Source organism: Paenibacillus sp. ACRSA, assembly GCF_022346845.1.
Lineage (GTDB): Bacteria > Bacillota > Bacilli > Paenibacillales > Paenibacillaceae > Paenibacillus.
Map to the genome: position 1 here is coordinate 482,556 of NZ_JAKRNP010000002.1, position 23,655 is coordinate 506,210.

The 23,655-nt window shown below is 39.1% G+C and carries 33 protein-coding genes and 1 pseudogene; all 34 read right to left on the minus strand.

The window, feature by feature from the left end; genetic code table 11:
* Nucleotides 1–18 precede the first annotated feature (18 nt).
* The 34 genes and pseudogenes from MH215_RS07005 to MH215_RS07165 all read right to left on the minus strand — a co-directional run bounded on the left by MH215_RS07005 (nt 19) and on the right by MH215_RS07165 (nt 23,596).
* The gene (locus tag MH215_RS07005; RefSeq protein WP_239289342.1) at nt 19–1,161 is read right to left on the minus strand and encodes a hypothetical protein; all 1,143 of its coding nucleotides are present in this window, start codon (nt 1,159–1,161) and stop codon (nt 19–21) included.
* Between the two features lies 1 nt (nt 1,162).
* Nucleotides 1,163–1,684, minus strand: a complete 522-nt coding sequence (locus MH215_RS07010) for a GNAT family N-acetyltransferase (RefSeq protein ID WP_239289343.1) — start codon at nt 1,682–1,684, stop codon at nt 1,163–1,165.
* A 28-nt stretch (nt 1,685–1,712) separates the two neighbouring features.
* Nucleotides 1,713–2,201, minus strand: a complete 489-nt coding sequence (locus tag MH215_RS07015) for a hypothetical protein (protein WP_239289344.1) — start codon at nt 2,199–2,201, stop codon at nt 1,713–1,715.
* A 62-nt stretch (nt 2,202–2,263) separates the two neighbouring features.
* Nucleotides 2,264–3,064, minus strand: coding sequence for a GNAT family N-acetyltransferase (locus MH215_RS07020; protein WP_239289345.1), 801 nt, complete (start codon nt 3,062–3,064; stop codon nt 2,264–2,266).
* Nucleotides 3,065–3,093: 29 nt separating this feature from the next.
* Nucleotides 3,094–4,071, minus strand: a complete 978-nt coding sequence (locus MH215_RS07025; protein WP_239289346.1) for a phosphotransferase — start codon at nt 4,069–4,071, stop codon at nt 3,094–3,096.
* Between the two features lie 39 nt (nt 4,072–4,110).
* The gene (locus tag MH215_RS07030; protein ID WP_239289347.1) at nt 4,111–4,659 is read right to left on the minus strand and encodes a hypothetical protein; all 549 of its coding nucleotides are present in this window, start codon (nt 4,657–4,659) and stop codon (nt 4,111–4,113) included.
* An 18-nt stretch (nt 4,660–4,677) separates the two neighbouring features.
* On the minus strand, nt 4,678–5,418 hold the full coding sequence (locus MH215_RS07035; protein ID WP_239289349.1) for an ATP-grasp domain-containing protein: 741 nt from the start codon (nt 5,416–5,418) through the stop codon (nt 4,678–4,680).
* A 31-nt stretch (nt 5,419–5,449) separates the two neighbouring features.
* On the minus strand, nt 5,450–5,716 hold the full coding sequence (locus MH215_RS07040; protein WP_239289351.1) for a hypothetical protein: 267 nt from the start codon (nt 5,714–5,716) through the stop codon (nt 5,450–5,452).
* A 38-nt stretch (nt 5,717–5,754) separates the two neighbouring features.
* Entirely contained in the window at nt 5,755–6,327 is a 573-nt protein-coding gene (locus MH215_RS07045) for a hypothetical protein (protein WP_239289353.1), read from the minus strand.
* A gap of 42 nt (nt 6,328–6,369) precedes the next feature.
* A pseudogene (locus MH215_RS07050) lies at nt 6,370–7,072 on the minus strand (methyltransferase domain-containing protein).
* A 35-nt stretch (nt 7,073–7,107) separates the two neighbouring features.
* Nucleotides 7,108–7,785, minus strand: coding sequence for a hypothetical protein (locus MH215_RS07055; RefSeq protein WP_239289354.1), 678 nt, complete (start codon nt 7,783–7,785; stop codon nt 7,108–7,110).
* Nucleotides 7,786–7,838: 53 nt separating this feature from the next.
* Nucleotides 7,839–8,264, minus strand: a complete 426-nt coding sequence (locus tag MH215_RS07060) for a GNAT family N-acetyltransferase (RefSeq protein WP_239289355.1) — start codon at nt 8,262–8,264, stop codon at nt 7,839–7,841.
* Between the two features lie 60 nt (nt 8,265–8,324).
* The gene (locus MH215_RS07065) at nt 8,325–8,870 is read right to left on the minus strand and encodes a hypothetical protein (protein WP_239289356.1); all 546 of its coding nucleotides are present in this window, start codon (nt 8,868–8,870) and stop codon (nt 8,325–8,327) included.
* A gap of 39 nt (nt 8,871–8,909) precedes the next feature.
* Nucleotides 8,910–9,290, minus strand: coding sequence for a hypothetical protein (locus MH215_RS07070; RefSeq protein WP_239289357.1), 381 nt, complete (start codon nt 9,288–9,290; stop codon nt 8,910–8,912).
* Nucleotides 9,291–9,315: 25 nt separating this feature from the next.
* Entirely contained in the window at nt 9,316–9,555 is a 240-nt protein-coding gene (locus tag MH215_RS07075) for a DUF3977 family protein (protein WP_239289358.1), read from the minus strand.
* A 20-nt stretch (nt 9,556–9,575) separates the two neighbouring features.
* Nucleotides 9,576–10,097, minus strand: coding sequence for a DinB family protein (locus MH215_RS07080; protein WP_239289359.1), 522 nt, complete (start codon nt 10,095–10,097; stop codon nt 9,576–9,578).
* Nucleotides 10,098–10,120: 23 nt separating this feature from the next.
* Entirely contained in the window at nt 10,121–10,942 is an 822-nt protein-coding gene (locus MH215_RS07085; RefSeq protein ID WP_239289360.1) for a DUF2785 domain-containing protein, read from the minus strand.
* Between the two features lie 35 nt (nt 10,943–10,977).
* Complete coding sequence (locus MH215_RS07090; RefSeq protein ID WP_239289362.1) at nt 10,978–11,631, minus strand: P-loop NTPase family protein; 654 nt, start codon at nt 11,629–11,631, stop codon at nt 10,978–10,980.
* Nucleotides 11,632–11,695: 64 nt separating this feature from the next.
* Complete coding sequence (locus MH215_RS07095; RefSeq protein ID WP_239289363.1) at nt 11,696–12,637, minus strand: GNAT family N-acetyltransferase; 942 nt, start codon at nt 12,635–12,637, stop codon at nt 11,696–11,698.
* 68 nt (nt 12,638–12,705) lie between these two features.
* Nucleotides 12,706–13,251: a GNAT family N-acetyltransferase gene (locus tag MH215_RS07100; RefSeq protein ID WP_481857428.1), complete on the minus strand. Its 546-nt coding sequence runs from the start codon at nt 13,249–13,251 to the stop codon at nt 12,706–12,708.
* A 157-nt stretch (nt 13,252–13,408) separates the two neighbouring features.
* Complete coding sequence (locus MH215_RS07105; RefSeq protein WP_239289365.1) at nt 13,409–14,200, minus strand: aminoglycoside phosphotransferase family protein; 792 nt, start codon at nt 14,198–14,200, stop codon at nt 13,409–13,411.
* Nucleotides 14,201–14,421: 221 nt separating this feature from the next.
* Nucleotides 14,422–14,961 (minus strand): GNAT family N-acetyltransferase, encoded by a 540-nt coding sequence (locus MH215_RS07110; protein ID WP_239289366.1) that lies wholly within the window; start codon nt 14,959–14,961, stop codon nt 14,422–14,424.
* 121 nt (nt 14,962–15,082) lie between these two features.
* Nucleotides 15,083–15,943: a DUF4085 family protein gene (locus tag MH215_RS07115; protein ID WP_239289367.1), complete on the minus strand. Its 861-nt coding sequence runs from the start codon at nt 15,941–15,943 to the stop codon at nt 15,083–15,085.
* A 43-nt stretch (nt 15,944–15,986) separates the two neighbouring features.
* Nucleotides 15,987–16,958 (minus strand): phosphotransferase enzyme family protein, encoded by a 972-nt coding sequence (locus MH215_RS07120; protein ID WP_239289368.1) that lies wholly within the window; start codon nt 16,956–16,958, stop codon nt 15,987–15,989.
* A 111-nt stretch (nt 16,959–17,069) separates the two neighbouring features.
* A complete protein-coding gene (locus tag MH215_RS07125; protein ID WP_239289369.1) occupies nt 17,070–17,531 on the minus strand; it encodes a GNAT family N-acetyltransferase in 462 nt (153 codons plus the stop codon).
* 117 nt (nt 17,532–17,648) lie between these two features.
* Nucleotides 17,649–17,966 carry a nuclear transport factor 2 family protein gene (locus MH215_RS29195; protein WP_343224553.1) on the minus strand — a complete coding sequence of 106 codons (318 nt, stop codon included), beginning with the start codon at nt 17,964–17,966 and terminating at the stop codon, nt 17,649–17,651.
* 165 nt (nt 17,967–18,131) lie between these two features.
* Nucleotides 18,132–18,713, minus strand: a complete 582-nt coding sequence (locus MH215_RS07130) for a hypothetical protein (RefSeq protein WP_239289370.1) — start codon at nt 18,711–18,713, stop codon at nt 18,132–18,134.
* 43 nt (nt 18,714–18,756) lie between these two features.
* Entirely contained in the window at nt 18,757–19,467 is a 711-nt protein-coding gene (locus MH215_RS07135; RefSeq protein WP_239289372.1) for a methyltransferase domain-containing protein, read from the minus strand.
* Between the two features lie 41 nt (nt 19,468–19,508).
* Nucleotides 19,509–19,994, minus strand: coding sequence for an AAA family ATPase (locus MH215_RS07140; protein WP_239289374.1), 486 nt, complete (start codon nt 19,992–19,994; stop codon nt 19,509–19,511).
* A gap of 171 nt (nt 19,995–20,165) precedes the next feature.
* Nucleotides 20,166–20,585 carry a DUF4279 domain-containing protein gene (locus MH215_RS07145; RefSeq protein WP_239289376.1) on the minus strand — a complete coding sequence of 140 codons (420 nt, stop codon included), beginning with the start codon at nt 20,583–20,585 and terminating at the stop codon, nt 20,166–20,168.
* 23 nt (nt 20,586–20,608) lie between these two features.
* Complete coding sequence (locus MH215_RS07150) at nt 20,609–21,187, minus strand: histidine phosphatase family protein (RefSeq protein WP_239289378.1); 579 nt, start codon at nt 21,185–21,187, stop codon at nt 20,609–20,611.
* Nucleotides 21,188–21,682: 495 nt separating this feature from the next.
* Nucleotides 21,683–22,225: a hypothetical protein gene (locus MH215_RS07155; protein ID WP_239289380.1), complete on the minus strand. Its 543-nt coding sequence runs from the start codon at nt 22,223–22,225 to the stop codon at nt 21,683–21,685.
* Nucleotides 22,226–22,249: 24 nt separating this feature from the next.
* A complete protein-coding gene (locus tag MH215_RS07160) occupies nt 22,250–23,122 on the minus strand; it encodes a phosphotransferase family protein (RefSeq protein WP_239289382.1) in 873 nt (290 codons plus the stop codon).
* A gap of 24 nt (nt 23,123–23,146) precedes the next feature.
* Nucleotides 23,147–23,596: a DUF1569 domain-containing protein gene (locus MH215_RS07165; RefSeq protein ID WP_239289384.1), complete on the minus strand. Its 450-nt coding sequence runs from the start codon at nt 23,594–23,596 to the stop codon at nt 23,147–23,149.
* Nucleotides 23,597–23,655: the final 59 nt, after the last annotated feature.

The following is a 23,655-nucleotide window of genomic DNA, read 5'->3' on the forward strand; positions in this document are numbered from 1 at the left end:
ATTTGGTTGTCGTCACTGTTAGTCATGGAAATGCTTGATCACATTAGCCAGTGCGTTGTAAATCCCACTGAAGGTTTCAACCTCTAGATCGTAATGTCCTGTGAATGCTACATCCGTCTCTTCACCTTCATAAACAATGATTCGATGAGCATATCCATCTAGCCATACACTTTGGAAAGTCATCTTGGCTGAAACTGCGAGACTGAGATTTACAAACCATTGGCGAATGGACAGGGATTGTTCAAACAATTGATCCACTTGCCATTTCTTTGGTGTAAAATGTACGACGATGTTCTCTTCATCCTCAGGTACGAGTTCTTGAGTACATTCAATTGCACTTAACTGCACTTGATGATTGGAATCGATGTATTTATAGACGAGTTCTTTGCGGAAACGGGGGATTACTCCTTGCGATATACCATACTCCCTTTCTCCATGACCATCTTCCAGATATTTAAGTATGGTAGAGTCTACATCTACCTTCAATCCAAGTTGATCCTGTTCCTGATGCCAATCGCCATGCTGCTCAATATATTGATACAATTGGTCGACATGATCTTTGCTCATGACGACTGAATACTTCTTTTCAAACTTGTAATTGTTTTCTATATAAGAGCGGAGCATACCCGGGAGAAGAACACTAAACTCATTCAGAATGCTGAGGTAGTTCTCCTTTTTCATGTAAAAGAAACCTTCACCCTTAAATTCCAACCATGTTTCACTGCCATTCAGATAGAGGATTCTGTGTCCCTCAGATTCCATATTTAAGTAAGCGATTCGAGCATCGAGATGATGACTTAAGGTAATAAACCATTTTTGTACCACCTTCGATTCTTCAAATAACAGACTCATATCCGATGTTGCTGCGGTGAAACTAACGATGAGCTCATTGCAGTTCGTATCCAACTTCTCCATAGAATAATAGATACAACCTATTGTGGCTTGGTGATCTGCATTGAAATTATGCTTAACCTCATCTTGATCATCCTTAGGCTTCCAACTGAACCCGCCTTCTACATATTTCAGAACAGAAGAATCTACATTAAAATATATGGAAAAGCAATCTGTCCCATTAATAATTCCATGTTCACTGACATACTTCAGCAACTCTGCTTGCTGATTTTCTTGAATAACCAGCACATAACGATAGTCGAGTCCCATATTATACGTCGCCTTTCACTTGTTCTTCAGATGTGTTAAACACCATACCTTTACCTTCCCAATACTCTGTTTTCACATCCTCAACACGATAGTCACCATTCGTATATTCATGAATGACTCGTTTCCAGAAGTGCTGTGCAGCGTCATTATTTCCGTGCTGAAGGACTTCCCAATTGCCTTTATGCGTATCAAAAACCAATCTAGCAACCTGTTGTCCTAATCCATTTCGACGGTACTTTCGCATAATAAAAAATTCAGCAACGGATCTAGCATTTTCCTGAACTAGATAGCAAAAATCATTAACCAGTACAAAGCCTGCATATTGTCCATCGACTTTTACAAAGTACGCTTGTCGCTTCTCTTCCGTCCAATAATGATCCAGATAGCTATACCCATAGAAGCCTTGAGCGTTCACATCAGCTCCATTAAATTCACTGAAATCGTATTCATATAATTCGATAAGTTGCCTTAGTATGGACTTCTCATCCTCTGAAACTTTGACGATCTGGGCGTAGTCTTTCATTCATTACTTACCTTCTCTCTACTAGACATTATTTATATTTATCCTGCCATTGTTCTAACCAGGCTCTATAAGATGTTCCCGTGTGCTGCTCAAGCGTTTGGCCATCTATGGTATATACCCATCCATCGTTCATCTCACTGTGCGTCAGATAGCTGTACCCACCAATGATCCCCGTGGCTGAACTCATAACATAAACAGTTGTTTGTGGTTTATCATAATCACTGTTCTCATCTAGCGGATGACCCGACACCGCGAACTTACTTGTGCTAATTTTCTCACCAACATACATTAAGGGATCTACATCCTGAACGCTCCAATATTGAACATAAGGCATCTCCACGAGTTGTTTCTTATCTAGTATATATTCATGAACAATGCCCTCATTATGAACAATCGTATACCCTCGATCAAGGACATATTGTTCAACCATAAGATCGTTTTCATTTGTTCTCGAGGTGCTACATCCAATTAATGGTAACAACAGAACGAGAATAACCATTCTTTTGTATATATTCATGGAGTCGCCTCTCTTCGTAAAAAGTTCAATTCTGGATAACGTTACGCAATCTTAGTAACTAATTACTCGTTATGATACCAATACATCGGTCTCTCATCGATTTTCTCAAAGCATAGTTTAGCAGCTAGATGATTAGATTCCACATTATCTGAATTACAGCACCAGTTAGGTGTCAATTGTTTGTGAAGACATTCTTTAATAAACTGAGTACCCATCCAAGTTGCAAGACCTCTTCTCATGAAGCTTTCTATTGTAATGATATCAATCTCAGCAAATCCCCCTCCAATGTATGGAGATGTGCACACACTGACTAGGTCTTGTTTATATTTAAGAAAATGCCCTACTCCAAAATCACAGAATTGGGCATTGGAACTCCAGGCTAGCTTGTAATATGGATAGAAGTGCTCCCTATATTCTTCTGAAATCTGTTCATTCAGAGGAATATAGTCGTAGTCTTTATTACGTGGCATATCTGTATCTGGATATGTATGAACAAATTTATCCCGATTAAAACTGAAGTAAGATCGTGAAATTCGAATCGAATGATGTATTGTATATTTGCTTAATTCAATTTCCCAGGCATCCGTAAACACACCTAAGGCAAAAAATCCGTTGTGATGTGCGGGATTGTTCATATAATGAATAACCGCTTGATTGAAAAGATCATCATCTTCTCTACCAGCCAAACCGTAGAAGCCACCTGAACTCGTTATAAAACAAGCTGTCGGATTGTCTAAATGATTCACAAACACCCTGCCCTCTTGGATCAGTTCAATAACCGAGAACGCATACACTGCTTTGTTTCGAATATCTTCCAGCCAGGGCAGAACTAGATCAAACTGTTCTTTATGTAGCTCGTGCATACTCTACCTACTTTCATAGTGGTGCTCTGCTATATCTCATTCAATATCTCTTCTAGAGCAAACCAGTTATCACTCACCCACATTAATTCATGGGCGAATCTCCGTAAGGTTCGATATTCTTCCGACTTAATACTTAACCAGGCTGCTTCCTTCCACCACGTCAACTGGATAGATCGAATAAGTTTTGCCACAGTTAACGGACTGCTCTCACGATATCCCATCACAAATCCCTTTGTTGATTCTAAGTTGATGTTATTCTCTAATATCGCGCCAGATAGAATAGCTCTCGAAATATCAAACTCCGGATAGATATAGTGCATTCGATCAAAATCCAAAATGGCAGACACCTGATTGGAATGGAACAAAATATTATCTACAAATAGATCCCAATGAACCCAACCCTCTTCACACGATTGAAACGTATTGAGGTTAAATCCACCTATAATTTTCCGCTGTGTCTCTAATGCAGAAATGTACTTATGTGCTCCTACAGTATGTGCATCATTCCAGTTCTTCTCCCAAGTCGCTAACGTGGATGCCTTAGACTCTGGTTGCCAATGCAAAGGATAATTGGATGGAGCATTTAAACGGAGCCATTGATGCAGCCTACCTGTAATTTGACCTAAATGATACATTTGATCTACATTTACCTCTCCTGGGTTTACCATATAACCATCACAATAACTTGTGACCATGAATCGTTCGCCAGATGGAGTTCGTTGAATATAACGACCTTGATCAGAGAAAATCTTAGGGCACGGAATGCCTGCTTGCTGTAATCTATCTTGTAATCCTAATGCCGTTTCAACGGAGTGCAACAATTGATCTGAATATCGTACTGCATTATATTGCTTCACAAAGCGTATTCCTGCATCCGTATGTAACTTCCATTTTAGATTGGCGTATCCAAAATGATTAGGTTCTGCACGATACGTAGTCCAGCCATAAACCATTTCAATCTGGGCTATTATCTCATTTAAGATATCATCTGATGACATTAGTTCCATGAACACTCCCCTACTTAACAAAGCAAAATTTCAAATAATTCAATCAGATGACTTATAAGATTTAGCTTCTATAACAAGCGAAGTAAGAGATTGTCTCAATTCCTGACCTAGAGAAAAGCTTTTCAGAAGATCTTCAATTAAACTATAGTTTATTGTACAAGCATTATTCTGAAGATAATGTAAAAGTAAATCAGCTTTGGATTGTCGCCCCATTAGATAATAAGCTACATACCACACTTCAGGGCTTGCCATGTGTATTCCGTTCCATTCTCCTAAACGCTCTAGCGGTAGTTGAAGTATTCCTTTTTCTGCATGCAAGGCAAATCCACCAATAAAGTCTATATGTTGTGTCTCAAAACTCAGCCTATATTGACTCGCGAAGGGATAATCACCACTTTCTAACTCTAGACAGTCATGGCCGTTTAGTGCTTTTAATAATTCCTCTTTAGAACAATCTACAGTGATATCCCAATCGTTAATGGACTCAACCAGGTTCAAATAGTACAGTAGGCCACTGCCACCAAGTGAGTACATGATATTGTTTTCTTCCAACTTCCGGATAATCGGAATGATTGTATCAAGCTTCAAGACCACTTCACCTACCATCTACATATGTCTCAATTCGTCCGTAGTGCCTGTCAGTTCTGACCATCGAGCTGCAAGAAATTTCGCATAGTTTAACGAGCTTGTCCCATACGATCCTAGAGAATGCCCATCGTTTATCTCAACCAATTTCATATTTCCATCTGGATCTATACCAAAATCCATCCCATAGGCAGCAGGCGCATCCACAAAATCTCTAACTGCACGTTGCACTACACTTACATCTAATGTGGAATCCCATGCACCCTTGTACTGTCTAATATCAAGAATTTGTCCATATCGGATAAAACAACGCCACTCTGTTTTGAAGTCAACAACCTCCGAACACCAGATGGTCGTATCTTCGTTTTCTTCAACAAGTCCTATAAAATCTTTGTATTCTCTCACTACTTTTCCAGCAAACTTTTTCGTTGTATCTTTGGGTTTAATAAATACATTCCAATTCTGAGGATTGGCAAAAATGTCTTGGATGGTTGTGCTCCATATTTTACGACCATAATACTGGGATAAGGATGGCGGATAATCTATTTCCCCTTGCTTTCTCTCAATTCCCAATAACTCAAGACGTTTTCTAACATTGCCAATTCCACCTACAACAATATGTTCTGGATTCTTCTCATTCACCTCTTGGATATCATTGAACTTAACAATCTCCCATCCCAATGAAACAAAGCCTTCATAAGCAATAAATGCATTCACATTGTAGAACATGCCATCCTGATTCACCTGTATATATGCTCTCATCCTTGTCACGTCCTTGATGTTGTTTGTTTTGCTATTTCTTATACAGCCTTTTTCCAACATGTTCTTTCAAACTAGTTACCGACACATTGGTTAAGATACCTATATGTTTTATATTTTGTATGCCTACTTCGTAATTCATCAATTCGATTTGTTTTACGGGAATGCTGACTCCACCATCCTCTGAACTAGTGAGGTTATCCCCAACCTTCAGTATCGAACTGTTGTTCAAAATTCTACCCGCAATCATTCCACCTTTGCCTTGTACTTCAAAAACATCTTCAACCTCGATTATAAACATCACCTGCTCCAATCTGCTGATATGAACTATTTAATCCATTATTCTCTTGTATAGATCAGTGCTCCTCCAGATCCCAGAATAACTAGTTTATTCCCAGAAGCGGAAAAACCACATTTAATCGATCCATCCAGTCGATTCAAATCTATCATCGTTGCACCCTCTAGATAGTTATAGTTCGGTTGAAATACATTCTCTATAATGACTGATGCTAGAGGCCACCATGGATAGATTACTTCCACACTCCAACCATCATGAGTGACGCGATTCCCATCGCCGGAATCGAATCCAAAAATAGGAACGGATTCGTCATTATATGGGATACGGAATGTTAACTGATCTGGACTCATACTGTCATAGGTGTTGTTGGCATCTCGATCCCTATGGATGGATAGACCTGTATCAGAATCATTCAAGCTGTAGCCTGAACTACTAATCAGCACAAGATTCTCATCTGAGTTCCAGCCGCAAGCTATACAACCTGCCGCAGGGATCACCACTTCATTACGCCAAGGCTCTGGCGGTTTAGCAGGTATCATTTCTTGTGCTCGATATAACAGATTCAATTGATAATCACTGCGTTTTTCTTGATTGCTATTCGATGGAAGGTTCATAAATAACTCCTTCATTCAATTCTTTTCTTCATTCTAAACTCATTACACCGTACCAAACGAAATTTTCATATTTGGTGCATACATCAACCAAGAATCTGGGTTGAAAACGGAGGAGAAGGCGAGTTCAGCCTCATATTGTCGCTTGGCTTCATCCGAACTTAATCCTCTAGCTACCAAGTTATAGATATTCTGCTCTGCATCACCAGGGTTCTGACCTATGCCTTCTTCCTTTAGAGAATGATATAATTTATTTTTCTGCGCGACATCCATATTCTGATCTAAGAAGTTGACCTTATCACTGATTCGACATTCCACTTGTTTCAATCCCAATTGACTCATTAAGATAGGCAGCCGCATCCTTCATCTTCTGAAGGATGTGCTTCGCATTATGCATATGAAGTAGAAATGCATGGCTCACTGCCATGTCATATTTTCTTTCCATAACAGCTGTCTCCAGATCACACACATAGAACTGAGTATTATATTGGAGTTTTGAATATATCTCCCGAGCCTCTTTAATCAACCCTTCCCCTTTATCAATCCCCGTGTAGGTTGAGCCCTCAGGCAACAAAGGAAGCAGTTTAAGACCAAGATATCCGAATCCGCACCCATAATCAATTATATTCAAAGGCTTCTTTATCTTCCAAACAGACTGCACTAGAAATTGTAAATAATCATCGTTATAGTAGAGCCCCCGTGTATTTCTGAGGTACTCTATTTGCTTGTCCCAATAATACTCAGTCACCTCGCACCAGCCCCTTTGAACTATTCTTCTCCAACTTAACTGCTAATCTTGGAAAGCAGTTCTTCATTCATCTTACGGATGGATTTAATGTTTTCCTGAATTTCTTGGGACTTGAAATATGCTGCACTTTTGATCAAATAATCTGCTAATGCCTCTTGATCACTACCCATTTTGTTATCATAGCTGCGACTGCGGATTAATTCGAGTTGCCCCGTAATATCCTCTACAATGCGTACCCCACGATATAATTCATTGCTTAACCCTTCTAGATCGATATACCTCCCACTTGTGTCCGATACAATCCATTCTTGCTGCATACCTAAGCACTCAAAAAATAATGAAAAATCGACAAACATATCGTATATACTATTCTCCCTTAGACTACTAACATCAGTATAATTCGCGTAAGAACTGATCGGCCCGTACAATAACGTTAATTCTCTGTGCATCACACTTAAATGTTGAAAATTCCTGTGTATAACATTACTGGACTCGTCTTGTTCACCAATGTATAACTTACTGCTTGATATCGCCTCAACTAGAGCACCATGAATTGATCCCACCCTATATTGTGAGTTAAAATAACTCAAGGCAATTTCGACGGCCGTTTCATAGTTCTCATGTTTTTTAGACTTGTCATACTGAAATACGTTCAATGTGCCGGATAGTATGAATAGAAGTACAACGATGATGAAGAGCTTACCTTTTCTCATATTTTCCACCTCTATACTAGAACGCTTTAACAACTGCACTTGTCACCTATTTTTTATGAATTCAATTCTTTTTTCATATAATAATGTTTGTAGCCTCCTGCATTTTCAATCTTGCCATACACCTCGTAGCCTTCTTTTTTATAAAAATCCAAGGCTTGAAAGCTTAATGTGTCTACTTTGATGAAATCACATTTTTTCGTCAGAGCAATCTTCTCTACTTCTTGAATCAGTTTCCTCCCATACCCCTGGCCTCTTAGACTAGGCTCAACATATAAATAATGAATCTCAAGCCAGTTCCAGCACGTCTCACCCAGGATTCCACCATAAACTTGACCTTCTTCATCTTGAAGAAATAGGTGTATCTCTTGATATCTGCCTTTGATCTCATCTGGAAAGTGCTGCATGTTATAATAGAACACATGGTCTCTCACAATTTTTTTCATTTCATCATTATTTACATCTGTTATATGTAACGTCATAGTTGTTCTCCTTTTCTCCCCCAGTGTAATAGACTGTTTGACATTTTTCATTCCCACTGCTTACTCCAGAGTGATTTCATTTTCTATCGTGAGATAGATATCCTCAGAATGTAGCTTTCCGTCATTATCATTCCATGTGACCCTAAGAAACGTACTCGCATAATTCTGTCGATCCTTCTTCAGCTCATCATACGCATAATCACTAGTTACATAGCCTATATTCTTAAGATTATCATTATTGAGAATTGTAATAGAACCATCGTGAGAGGTGGCTACATGCGAAAGCATCTTACTATAATTACCTTCAGGATCTTTCTCCTGTATATCTAATTTATAGTAGTTGCTGTCACTGATACTTCTTGGGTCACCTTTAAACGTTAAGCTTGCATGACCTCGTTGGATCTGATTCGATGTGATAATAATTTTATAGTCTGAAACGTCCCACATATCTCCTGTTCCATTCAATTCATACATTTGTACAGCTTTGTTTGCTGTATTACTTGAACCATGGTCGGTTTGCTCATCTTCCTTATTGAAGTACAGCCAGCCCCATATGACATTAGACGCAATAATTACACTGAGTAATCCAATCATTGTTCTTTTCATCTTCCACTCCTCGAATGCATTAATTTCTCCTTTCAATTACTATTTCTCTCCGGATAAATTTTCATTGGTAGCTTTGATGAATTGATCTTCTTGTATTTCTACAGCTATACATTCGGTTGTCTCGACATCCTTGATCTTATATAACTTCGTGCCTACTGGATATTTGTTGGAGAAGCCATCTCTATATGACCCTTCTTTGTCAGAATAATGTTTCACTTGACCTATGTCATGATCGATCTCTTCTCTTGTTAGTGTTTCATTGGTCATGCTATACGTGTGATTGTTCCACACAACAAACGAATACGCCCAGCTTGAAATAGAACCGGTACTATCATCCATTGCTCGGCATCCAGAAATTACGATGATGGAGAGAAAAAGTGCAATACATATACGCAGCGATTGTTTAATGGATCTCATCATCTTTTTCTCCTTTCCAATTCGTGATCTATATGCCGTAAAATCCAAGAATGAGCTTGAATTTCTTCTTATTTTTCTTCGCTAACTTCATGCCTTCTCTCGTATCCATGATGAACACACGTTTACCGAACCATACTCGGATATATATTGATTTTAGTTGGAAAGGCGAATAGATTCCCTTAATTTCCGTTTCTGTTCCATCTTCATGCTCCAACTCAGTTCGAATAAACCATGTATTGCCTACACCAATTTCAATGTATTTCTTCAACCTGGTTCTCCTTTACTTGCTCAGCTCTGTTGGCTAAACCACTTTCTAAGCTGGTTAATATGAGCTTGATGATATCGGCTATGATCAGCCATGTGCCACAATCCCCAACGTATCGTTGCTTGCTTTTCATTTTCATGTCCGAATAGGACAACTCGATCTAGATCATCATCTGTTAATTGATCACATGAATCTTTAATCATTTGAAGTACACCTTCATATTGTGAGATTAGTATATTCCACGGAATATTGTTCACCATAGGAAGTTTATAGTGTTCATCAATCATAGGGCCGAACTGTTCTATAGATGTCTGCGGAAGTGGTTCACCCTTTATTCGATAGACCCAATTCAGATCCACATATAGAATATGCCGAAGTAGCTGTGCAGTACTATTAAACGTACCATTATATCCCTTATAGTCGATCTCTTCTTGTGACATACCCTCGGTGATGCGTTGCAGTCGCTCACTATTCTCCTTCACTGCGGAATATAACACCCCTACCATGGGCGACATATTGTCTTCACCTTTAAGATCATATATCATTCGGTCACCTCTGTTCTTACATTTTAGGAGTAATATACAGGCTCAACTTGATATAAAGTACGTTCTATTATCGGGCAAAGCTCCCCATCGGTTTCATAAAATTTAATACGGAAATACAAACTTTTCAGAAAGTTCTTTATATTATTTTTCTGCCTGAAGGCAGGAAGAAACTCTGAACTTTTTTCCACTGCACCAAAACGTTGAATCCACTCTTCTAGCTCCGTCCGACTAAGGATTCTACGATTTAAAATTTGAATGATGGGTCTGATCATACGTTCATCTTCCCCATCAGAGTAGACACGATCTGTTATCGTCATCTTTTCATAAATTAGATCAAGCATCGTGGACAGATCATTCTTGTCCAGTTCAGGGCACTGCGCCAAATCATCCAAAGCATCCGCTGCATGTGCTATGGCGTGAGCCCAGCCTTTGTCTTCATCGTAACCACGATAGTCTCGCTCTTGTTGTACGTTGTAGAATACGTTCTCTTTTATCTGATGGATCTGCTCACTCGAGAGAAACGGTGATTCATTATGTCTCGCCAATAAAAGTGGGATAACGAGCATGGAGAATGATCGAGTGAACACAGAATCTGTGTTTGATTCACCCAGCCTATATAGCAAATGGTTATGATCCAGGACAACGGATAGAAGTTGCTCTAACTCGTTTACAGCTAGTATGTTGCCAGGGATCCAATGTGATAACGTTGTATAAATGAGATCATCTCGTAATTCGGCATCCAATGAACCGATCTGGCTGATCATTTCTTGTACCAAAGGGAAGGTATCCGGAGGTGCTTCGTAATCATTTTTCTTAATCAAGATTAACTTTTCTTTTAAATTCATTGGCTATGCTCCTACTGAAATTGTATTGTGGACTGTTATTTAGAATCTGCTAACTTTAGAAAATCAAATATGTTGAGCTTGTATTCATCCCACGTATATTCTTTGTTTTGTATGATGAGTTTGGGAATATCCCAATGCTGAACGATATTACAAACGAAATCTTGATTTTTCGTCCAAAACTTTCCTGCTTCAACAAAGTCATCATCGGAATAGAGTCCACAGCGCCCTTGCGTAAACTCAGATCCACGAATATCGCATATCCATCTCCAATGTTGCTCTACATTGTCTTGATATACATAGATAAGTTCAGGGTTAAGAGCGCTAAGTACATTCTGAATCCTCCAGGTCAGATCCATTATTCGATCTTCGCTCATTTGCATGTTATATGCGAAGCCAATTGTATTTTGAAAAACGCTGCTCTCCACAATTGTAATCTGATTACGATGAATTGGATTATTGACAAAGTCAGTAAACAGCTGCTCCACTTTCCCAATAAACCACTCTGCCTCTTCTACAATAGAAAATGAAGTGAATTGGCGATCGTAAATGCGAAGTGGGTGGTGATCATCTAATTCATGGTAGAATACATTGGCAATATTTTGCTCTTTCAATTGTTCATGTATAGCAAGTCCTGTTGTGGATTTACCCGAACCAGGCATCCCATCAATGAGAATCAATCTACTGTTCATTTCTTTCCTCCTCATGTTCAACGTTTCAAGAGATTACCCTTTCGTAGACAGCGTCATTATGTACCTATGATTCAATCGCTGGGATGTACATCGTCTGTACCTCCAACTCTCCTTGAACAAAGCCCAGATTGTAGTACAGTGACTGGGCATCATTACCCTCCATTACATAAAGCCTTAGGACTGGATAATGATCTTTAATAATCGTCAAGGCTCGTTGCAACATAAGTGTAGCAATCCCTTTTCCTCGGTATGCAGGAATGACACCTACACTGTAAACAGCTGCTTGATTATCTTGTAAACAAAGCCGACAATTCGCAATAAGCTGACCCGTTTCTTGATCATACACAAGGGTAGAGGCTTGATTTAATATCTCATTTGTATAATTAGGATCTTCATGTGGTACAAAATCTGCAAGCAAAAACTTCTTTCTCCTTACTGCCTCTAGGCTCCCTTTAAAGCTATTAAAATCACAATTTGCAATTTCGTCTTCTTTACTAAATTTCTTAGCCCCCTGCTGATTGTCAATAATCTGTGGACTTTCAATGCTAAAATTATGATCCCGTACGATGTTGTACTGTTCTGTGGGACGTTGCATCCATCGACATCTGAACTCATCTGGCCAAAATCCAGCTCTAGCGTATAAATCAACTTGATCCGAAAGAATCTCATACGTTTTAATTGGTTTAGTTCGATCAGACCAACTCATTAAGAGTTCTTTAAGAAGCTTCAATACTTCAAATGAATCCTGGAACGGGGGAATATAAAATAAATGATACATCACATTAGGTGCTATTCTTACTCCACCTACTTTTGACTCTCCTTTATAGATCCAGTACGCATTTCTTTGTGAAGCGTTGAAGCCCTCTTCCCTAAAAAAACCGATATAACGCATGTTATAATAAACGGAGCAATACTTGCCCCACTCTTCAGGATCCGCTAATTGAATAACGTATTCACTTGATAAAGCGTATTCATGAATATCCGTAGACCATTCTGTATATTGCATAAGTCATTCCTCCCTGGCATCCAAGCAAATGAATGAGTAAACTAAATCATCTTCCACTTCCAGTCTCTTCATTTCACTTTGGCAAATATGCATGTATCTCGAAGTGTACTTCCATCTACACTTGTATCATCATTTCGCAGTATACCTTCCAAAGTGAATCCTAGCCTTTCTGGGATCGCTCTACTCTTGTTATTGAGTGTGTCACAACGTATGAGTACTCTTCTCGCCTTCAATTCATTGAATGCAAATTCTGTAATGCCTTCTACCGCCTCAGTCATATAACCTTTCCCACTGTGACGACTATCGATCCAGTAACCTATTTCGAATTTGGGGACATCCCAATTGGGATGATGCAACCCAGATGATCCGATAAATTCATTAGTCTCTCTATGGAAAATAAGCAATCTAAGGTCTTCCCTCTTCAAATAGTTTAACCGAGCTTCTCTCAGATTTGCTTCCACCACTTCTTCTCGTTGCTCCTTATGGGCAAAAGGAAGCCATTCTTTCAACTCCTGAATGGACGAAATGATAGATTCATAGACAACCTTTCCATCCCCCGGTCTAGGGCATCTGATCAATAATCTTTCGGTAGTAAATTGGTCTGGAAACTCCATTAAGATTGGATTCAAACGATCAACTCCTTCGTTTCTAGATAGCTTTGTATACCTATTGTTGATTAAAAGATCCTTCATCCTTCTCCTAATACAAACAACATTGTAGAGGAGTTAGTCTGATATTAATTGTCTTGTACGGGTGATTAAATTGGTGAATTTAACTCCAATCATCAAAATGCTTTTCAAGAAATCGTCTTTCTTCTTCATAATGAGCTAGATGGCCTTCTTCAATGAGTTTAGAAAATGCTGCATCTCCAGACGCCGCGCGCTCAGTTAGAGTGCTACACATCTTGCGGATACGCTGTATAACCCACTGTTTAAGATCTGTTGGTATATCTATACCATAGGTATCAAAAAATAACTTAATTCTGTTTTTACGCATAAAAGCATGCTTTGCTGAATTGTAGGGAAACACAGTACGATCAGCCTCGCCTGGCGAAAACCCAGAAAGTGGAACAGATGTGTAGAGTGTATATACGATATCCCATATCCGCGGCCCTTTGCCCGCCATATCAAAATCAATGATTCCCACGGGAATCTTGTCTTGAAACACCATATTATAGGGTGCAGCGTCGTTATGGCAGACAACCTCATGTTGGCTTGGATCAGGATAATCATTCTGAGACTTCAGTGATGTTGTAAATCCGACAGTTGCATCATGGTAGCTCCTCAAAAGCTTCGCTATTTGAATCAATACTTCGTCTGACCACATATATCTCTCTATCTCAGGATACTGATTACCGGGAACTGTACCTTGAAGATAAGATAGGATTTCCCTTCCCTGTTCATCCATACCTAGATATCTAGGAACAGAAGATAAACCAACCTTTTCAAGATGCACCAGCAATGCATTCACGTATGCATTTTGTGAGTTACGGCGAACGGTGCCCCCGATTTTGATTACTTCGTTCACGTTTCCACCCGCAAGCACCTCTTCATGATCCGTCAAGACTATCCCTCCTTGCCATTAACAGGGCTCTCATACATTCCAGTTTCATATTGATTATTATATTTATGTTATTATAAACCTAATTTTTCCTGTAGCACATATATTAATAGAATTACCGTCCATTTTGTTGAAAAAGCAAATAACGCCGTCAACACTGACGACGTTCCTTGGTACTTTATGATCCGCTCTATTCGCTTCTTATGCGTTCTTAAAATTGGCTGTTACGTCGCAATCTCGTGTTGGATCTCTTTAATGCTTCCTATAAAATTAACGCGCTCGACACGGTATAGATCATAGATCTTCTCTGTTCGATTAATCGTATGATAAACATCCGAATATATTTCATTCGCCAGCTTCACGTAAGGTAATTTCTCTATCGCCTTTCTCGAACGAATATTTTGCTCACGAATCTTAATGAATACCGTCTCTATATGATGTTCAAGAAACAGTTCAACCAGGAAAGATTCTTTCGCTCTTTGGTTATATCCTTTTCCAAAATACGGACTACCAATCCATGTGGCTAAGAAACCCGTTTTATTCACAATATGATATAGATCAATCGTACCAATCGGAGATCCCGTTTCATTCAGAATGGTTCTCGAAATAGATGTGTTTTGTTCTTCTTCAGCAATCAACTGTTTTGTTACAAACAAGTATTCTTCATAGGTCTGACATGCATAACGAACGTAAGGAAACACCATAGGATCTGTCATCAAGCTATAAAGTGAATGGCATTCGTGTAAGTCACGTTTTTTCAACATTTTTTCTACCACCTAGTCCTTTTCATTCGCTATATTCAAGCAAACTAAGTATATCCAAGGTGGTGTAGAATTTAATGAATTCTGGATCATGCTTATGTAAAATTTATCATTAAAATGTTGTTCACTCTTCTTCTATAATAATATCCTCACAACGAATAATGCATTCGGGATCTCCTACACCAGAAAAAAGTACATGCACTTCATATCCACTACCTGTACGATACAATTCATCATAAATCCAGTAACTGCCTACGATTTGTCCCTCTTGTTTAATGGTTTCCGCAGCAACAAGCGTAATTTTATTGAAATCGGTGAATCCACTCCGCGTTTCAAGTCGAATGATCATGTCCTTACCAAAGAGTATTTCAGTCACTTGGCAATCGTGAAAACCAAATCGACTCCGAATATGTTGGGGGATATCCTCCGACTGCTGCATCTGAACATACTCATTAGATATATGCTCCATTTTTCTTTTGTTTTCATTACTTAATTTCTTCAACTCTCTCATAACCTCTTTGGTACAGTAACCTAGCGAAAATACGCGAATATCTGCGATCTTAGCAAGGAGCTCGCTCGGTAATTGGTTACCTTTATCTGCACAACTCCATTCTAGATTGTCTTTGAATTCTTGTTTACAGTTCACCACATCAAACAGAGGGCGTGCATCATATTCAGCAATTTTTTTCTGTATTTCCTCTTTTTCGTCGTCAGGCATATGATAAATTATCGTATCTTCTTGACGGATATCCCCACTGACAAATTGTTCTACAGGAATCATAACCGCCCCATCACCTTCCAGCATATAACGAGGATCTACATTATAAACGTCACGATGCAAATTAATAAATTCCTTTTCTTTTCTTTTGTAAAGTCGCAAATAAAGAACTTCATCTCGAATCTGAGCTCCCCTATGTACTCTCATCCCAAAATGAAGGTGTGTCTGCTGGCACAGATCGTACCATTCTCTCGTTAAATACCTCATGCATTCTCCCTTCGTCAATATAATACGTATTTTAGAAAATCCATTATTGATATAAAATCCGTTCTCCTCGCAAAAAAGGTTTGCAGCGTTCGGCACACAATATCGGCATTCGTTCACGCATCCAATCATGCATTTTCTCGTTCCCAATCTGAAAAACATAGAACCCGATGATCGCTGCAAGCATAAAACCTTCCAACTGCAACAACTCATTCTCCGAGCAACCCTTTCCACCATAATACGCCTCAAGAAAAGCATCACGGTGATCTGAAGGTAGCGTCAGAGCTCCCATTGCCACATCTGTTTGTGCGTATCCCTTTCCATAGAACCCGAAGTCGATAAACCGCAAGTCGCCATTCGCCGTCAAGATCGCATTCCCCAAGCCTACATCGCCGTGAATGAGATCTGGCCCTTCATTCCCACCTTCATCCGATAAACGAGAGTTTATCAATCGTAACGTATCATCAATAATTACCGCATCGGCAAATGTAAAAAGACCTTGGGGAACACCTGAATAGATCACCTGTGCCATTCGTTCGTTGTAAGCTTTCCCCTGGCTCGGTCGTGCTTCCATGCCGACTGGACTGTACTGACCAAAAAAGGCATGCAGCTCCGACATATGCGTGCCCAGTTTCTTGATAACTTCTACATCTTGTGTATCTTCCTTCGTCAGATCACGACCTTCCACCCAAGTAAGGAGCGATGCATTCAGTCTGTATCCATCTCCTTCAAGAGTCGTGACAAGGTAGCCGCTTTGGTTCCGCACCGGCTTCTGCACTTCATCCTGGTACCATTGACCCCATTGCTCCAACATTTCCAGTTCTGCCAAAACACCTGCTTCAGTGTGCTGTAATCCCTTCATCTCCTGCACAAAGGGATCATGAATACGAAGTAGGTACTGCTTGCCAGCGCTATCCAGAACCCGGTAAGTCCTATTTTCGTTATGTCTAAGAAACGTTGGTTCGGGCTGATCCACATCGTAAGCATTTAGCAGAAGCATTAGCTGTTCATTGGTCATCTCCATCACGCTCCTTTTTGATTCTCCACTATGGCATGTGCTTCCTTCTCCGACAACAACTCATCTTGCGTTAAGTTATTCATTACGCACTAATGCACTAAATGTCTATATTCATTTGATCATGACAATGAACTCATAATCTCCTTTACTAAATCGATCCACAGTAATGAATTCGAATTTCTCGTAAAGGTGAATTGCTCTTTGGTTAAATGCTGCGACTGTTAAGCGGTAAGAACTATGGTCAAATGTATCCACGATGAAATTCAATACACTTGAGAAAAATGAAGTTCCCTGCCCTTTTCCTGTTAATTCTGGATTCATGCCTATTCCAAGATCGATGTAATTTTCACCATAAACATAAGTTTCATTCGGAACCTGAGCTGAACTCCCCATACACATAAACCCAATCAGTTCATCATGAATATCTAAAAGAACGTAATAGGAGCTATTTAGTAATTCATCCAATGCCTCTAATGAAAGTTCATTATCATAGAAATCATACGGTTGTTCATATTTCCAATGCAGTATCTCTTCAGCAAACCCTACGGTCATTTCATGTATTGAATAAGACAATAGATGACCTCCTTTTGATGAAACTATATTGTTCAGTCCAATCTATTAAAAACCCTATCCCATACGCTTTAAGGGCGGAAAGCTTGTTTTCAAAGCAATTCAGTAGAACTCAGATTACTAGATAGCAACGCTATCTTGTTTGTATGGATAAGATTTATCTTTCTTCATCTCATATTCATTCAGTTCTATAATTAATGAGTTCTCAAAGTAAACTATACTAGTGCCATCCCATTCAAGCGTTGTGCCCTTATACTTGCATTTAAACTTCCATTCAACAAAAGCCGTCATCTGCTCGTAATCGAGACCAATATTATGAATGTCCCAATACATAACCTCATTGCCGCTCCCGTTCCACTGTTTAAACCATCGATTCAGTTCATCTCGACCTTGAATTACTTCTCCCGTGCACTCCCTTACAATTGCTTCTTCATGAATGGTTCCTACAAGAGATTAAAATCTTGCTCGACCCATGATCTGAAATATTGATTAATAACTTCGACTCCGATTTCTCGATCCAATATTTATCTCCCCTTAAGCTACGGATACACATCATGGTGTTGCTTGCAAATTCAATGCGTTAAATCCATTTATCCGTCGTTATTAATCATCTCGAGCTATATTTCGAATGATTAATTCAATGGAGGATTGGGTGGAATTCCAATCCATGTGAGAATGTCCCGTAAATGAACTCGCAAGATAGGCGCATTGATGAAACAGAAGTTCCAATCCCAGTTGCGATGCATTGATGACCCCGATATCTTGATCAGTCTTAATCCTCAATTGTTCTTCGTATTTCCAATGCTCCCACGTGTCCCACATTGAATCATCATGACTATTTTCTAAAGTTAGACGGTATAATTCTGTTTTGGTGAATCGAGTAGAAGCCTTGATTTTTCTTAGCTCCTTCATTGTGAGTGGGTGGATAGCTCCGTTGAAAATAAATACATCCATATTCGAATCCTTATCACGTTCTAAAAATATAACATCATGAGTTTGCATACTATGCCTAAAAAGACTTGATAAGAGAAACATCTCTTGGCAGTCAGCCGCATCCATTAGCAATAATCGACCTAGCTCTTCTCTTATTTCAACATTTATATCTTTTTGCTGTAATACAACGACGGTTATTTCTTTCGATCTCATCCGTACTTTTGCTCGTTCTAGTTGATAGGACATTAACATCGTATACACTCCAAACATGTGGAACTTCACCAAAATTCTCTATTTAAATACCGCTATTCTTATTGTATATCCGCAACAGTTGATTCACATTTCGCTGAAACTCATAACCTGTATTCTGGATTTCGTAATTCCACCCATCCTCTTCGATCAAGTTGATGATAGAATCCAAATGTGCTGATCTTTCACTTGCTAAATCCACAATAGGAAAAACTCGAATTTCTTTGCGTGTTACTCTCATAAGCTCTCGTATGGTCGCTTGGTGAAAACTCAGGTCTAGTCGATCAGAATACATGAACAAGAAATGCGCCGACAATGTGATATCAAACTGGTTATCCTGAAATGGTAGCTGTGGCAACGTCGCGGCAACATAACGTTTAGGATTTGCAAGCATATCATCGGTGCAATCTGTCAAAGCTCTCATTCGACTTGATCGCAGCTCATCAACTGAATTGAAGTAGTTCCAAACATAATTTTGTTTAACCTTTTCAATATTCTCAATGCCATGTTCTACATCTAGCAGCCCTTTGTTCTTAAGCTGCTGAACCGGATAAGAGTATGCAATATCAGCAGCTGTCACATCTCCTCCTAACCGATTCGCTAAAGAGGTAAAGGAACAAGCGCCAGCAGGGCAATCTAGTATTTTGTTATTGAGAATATCCTCGTTGGAGAGTTTAAATATATCCCTATATTCTTCAAAAGTTCTTCCAATAAAAATGATACGTTCTAGATCAAGTCCAATGCCTGAGGAAGCCATAGCTAATCAACTCACTTTCAAGGAATGATGGATTTTCATAATTACCAGTTACTTAAAACCCAATGTTTAATCTCTTTTGCTACTTCTTCAGGTGTCAGTTCACTTGTGTTGATTGTTGGCATCGGAGGGGTAAAGGCTACACTTGCATTCTGCACCAACCAATTGGCAAAATTCTTATGTTCTTGAACAGCTTCATTCCCCCAGCCTCGCGCTAACAATCTTGCTGCACGTGTTTCGTCATCGCAATGTAAGTTAATGTAGTGAATTGTCTCAAACTTATCCTTGTGATCAGCAGATTCAATGTTTTCTGGAACCATCGTTCCACAGAGCACGGTGCCGCGACCACTTAATGAAATACTATAAGCAATTCTTAGCCAATTTGCTTTTGCAATCTGCCAGTCGACATTGTCGATAATGTCCATATCAAATACATCAAATTCAGGAAGGCTCTCACGCACCAGTGCGCAAACCGTGGTTTTGCCCGTTCCACTGGCACCTGTAACAACAAATAAAGGCAATTTACTCATATAACTTCATCCTCTCAGTAAAAAATAATATGTACCTAATCTTTATATAACGTCTTCCCTATCAACGTAGCGCCTACTTCTTCTGTCATATCTGTTAGGAAACCCATTTGATTAAGCTTAATATTTTTCTTGACCCAAAATTTATTACCCCATCTCCTCTTTCACTTTTGTTCAGACTGTATCTGCTGAGTATGGATTTGCATAGAGATCAACGTCAATTTCAGCATGAATTGAATCAGCGAACTTAATAAAATTAGAGTCGAAATACAGAGCAGGTGTGTAACCATCTTCCATCACGATGACAATAAAAAATTTAGATTTTAGTTGATTTTGTACCTGTATCGTATTGATTTCATCTACTTTATCTTTTAATACATTCATAACTTTATTCAACTGCTCATTAACATCTAGAGATTCTTCATATTCAGTGCTTAATGTCCAAGATGTTTCTGGATGACTATGTTTTGCATTAATGATATCCCCTTTTCTGGTAATACTTGTTGGAGTAAATTCAAGCTTCGAGGTCACTTCATTCGGATCAAAATGATCACCAAATAGGCTATAATAAGCCTTCACCTGTGTTTTATTCATCGTCTCTCCCTTTATATGAAATGTTAAGCACCGTCTAAATGAGATATACAGTTATAACGTTCACAATTCCATCTCACTTGCTCTTTATTTATTATGCTTACCGATGTGTTATGAAGATTTTCTGTCGTATCCACATGCCGAATGAGTTTTTTCAAGGTCAACCCAAGTATTGCGCCATGACTTACGATCAGTATTTTTTGATTCGGATGTCTCTGAGCTAGATCCGCGAGGCAGTCTACTCCTCTTGCAATAACATCAGTCTGTGGCTCTATACCTAAATCTAGTTTCGACCAGCTATATCCCCACCGATTAACTCGCTCTTGTTCGGTTGTGCCTTCAATAAGTCCGCCATTCATTTCTCTTAAACGTAAGTCGGTTCTCACTTCAATGTTCTTCAATTTGCCTACGATTTCTGCTGTTTCGAGTGCTCTAGATAAATCACTTGAATATATAACATCCCATTCTTCGTTCTCCATTCGTCTAGCAAGTAATTCTGCCTGCCTTCTTCCCTCGGCATTTAAAGGAATATCCGTATGTCCCTGCGCTCTAAATTCATAATTCCAATCCGTAACACCATGTCGTATAAGTCCAAATACAGTCATATGGGTTCCACCTCTTTTTAATATATAGCTTTCTATCGTTCTACCGTTAAAATGAATTGACTGATCTCTTTGTTAACGCATTCAGTACGTTCATGATTTATCGCATGACCTGTGTCAGCTATGATTTTATATTGAATTTGGTTTTTATCTAGCTTTTGTATAGCCTTAGGATAGTTGGACAATAGATCCTGCTCATAACTTCTATTTGAGTTGTGGGAATTCTTCCTGCTAAACAGACGGCACTATGTATGACATTTTTCTCTTAAGGGTGTAGTAATAGGATAAATAGGCACCGTAGGATACCCCACAAAATATCAGCCTTGTGTATATTAAGAGAGTTTAATAATTCATCAATTCACTGTACTTGATCAAAACTTTTATCGTATTCTTCATTAGGTTCACTCTTCCCTGAGCCACCAATCGCATCTATAGCTACCATAAAAAAAGATTTTATATCTCATTCTACGACATCCTCTCTTGGTTAAATGTATACACTTAGCACTTAATATCTTCTCTAGTCCTTACCACATATGAATACGCGTTCCCGATCGGTTTAATCGCTAGATATTGTTCCAACTTGTCTGATAGGAAATTAATGTCATCGGATCGTTCAATGATGCTCTCTGCATAGTTTTCTTCGATATCAAGAAACATATCCTTTTCGCTTTTGTACCAATCAAATCTCTCTAAAATATATATTTCCTTTAGCGAGAGATACAAGGAAAAGAAATCTCTAATATTTCTAGCCACAACCTTTACTGGGCAATCAAAAATCATCGGTTGTACAAATAGCACAGGTGCTTGGTCTAAATCATAAATCGTACCGTGCTGTGTACTAAATGCAAAATGGTCTCCGCCCATTCCTGTATAAGCGAATACTTTGGCATCCTCAGGTGTACATTCATACATAGTACCTTCCGACCGCAGAATTTGAATCCCTAAATAATTATCGAGTGTTGTATTGTAGGTTAGCTTAATTTCTTCATCAAGTTGAAGAAGCTTAGTAATTATTTCTGATTTCAATTCATTTGTATTCAAAGCTCACTTCTCCTTTTTCTGAATCTAATCTTTATTTGAATTCACATCCCATGTTACTTCACCCAAAAAAGTGGTTTTTAATGTCCACTCTAATCTTCTAAGCCACTCCTTTTGCACGCTCATATCAGCATTCTTAATGCGATGTAATATATTGATTACTCTAGAAAGTGCAAAGGCCTTGATCCATTCCTCTGTGACTATTACGGGTGAATGTGCACGATACGCTTTTAAGAAAATGCCAGATAGTTCATCAGCTACATCCGGATAATGGAGGTGGACAAACCATACGACCCATGCGATATCTTGAAGAGGGTTGCCCCACCCTCCCCATTCCCAATCGATAACTACCAGCGAATCCCCAGTTACGATCGTATTATGTGGACCAAAGTCTCCATGGATTATCGTTTTTTCATCGTTCACATGTATATTTACAATGCGTTTTACTTCATTTTTCAGATCAATGGGTACAAAATCCAGTAAATCTAGACTGTCATCCACCAGCTCAATGATTGGTAATTCTGATGCCTGATCGTTCCAACGTATCGAATGAATTTCGGATGATAACTGAATGCCCAGCAACCTGTAGATTTCTCTAGCAGTATCCATGTCATTTGAATCTAGAAATTGCTGCCCATTGCCCCCCGGTATGTAGTCCATGATAATGTACAGCGATGTGTCGTCCTCAAAATAATCATGGATGCCGGGAGATACATCTGAACTGTTCAAGAGATGTAGAATACTTATTTCATTCCTAGCATCCTTATTATATTTATGAAAGATTTTCGCAACCACAAGTGGATTAGAACCATCAAGTAATATTGTCTTATTGGTGTACCCACCTGTGAGTTCAGTTAGTTTAACATTTGGAAATTTACGTAACAGGATCTCATTCGCCATCACATAGCCCCTTCTTTCGTTTACCTACACGCCAAATTGCTTTAAATGATGGTCTAGATGTTTATAGAGCCCCTTACCCCATTCTTCGAGAGATAGCTTGCCAAAGAAAGGGTGCGGTTTTTTTGTACATTTCTCAGGTCCATCATGTTGGAACGTAATGATCTTCTGGATTAACATTTTCTTTTCTAATTCAAACTCCCTCTCATCTACAATCATAATCTCAGGGATCGTGGACATATTCTGCGGCAATGGCTTATCGTTGTAAAATACGGGTTTCACTAGTTTACCGATGACTAATCCTAGCCAGCTTCTTGCAGATGTAGAGTTCCCCCTTGCTATCTCCTGAAAAGCCGAGCAGTGAGCCAGCATTTGTGAAACATTCATCTTACCCCATCGGGGCTCCGCATCCGGACGTAATTGGTTGAGACGCTCCACAATCTCATTAGCATGAACTTGTTCAAATAGGCTGTTCATTTCATTCCTCCTAAGAACATCGTTATTACTATGTTTATTCGTGATAGCGTTCTAATTTC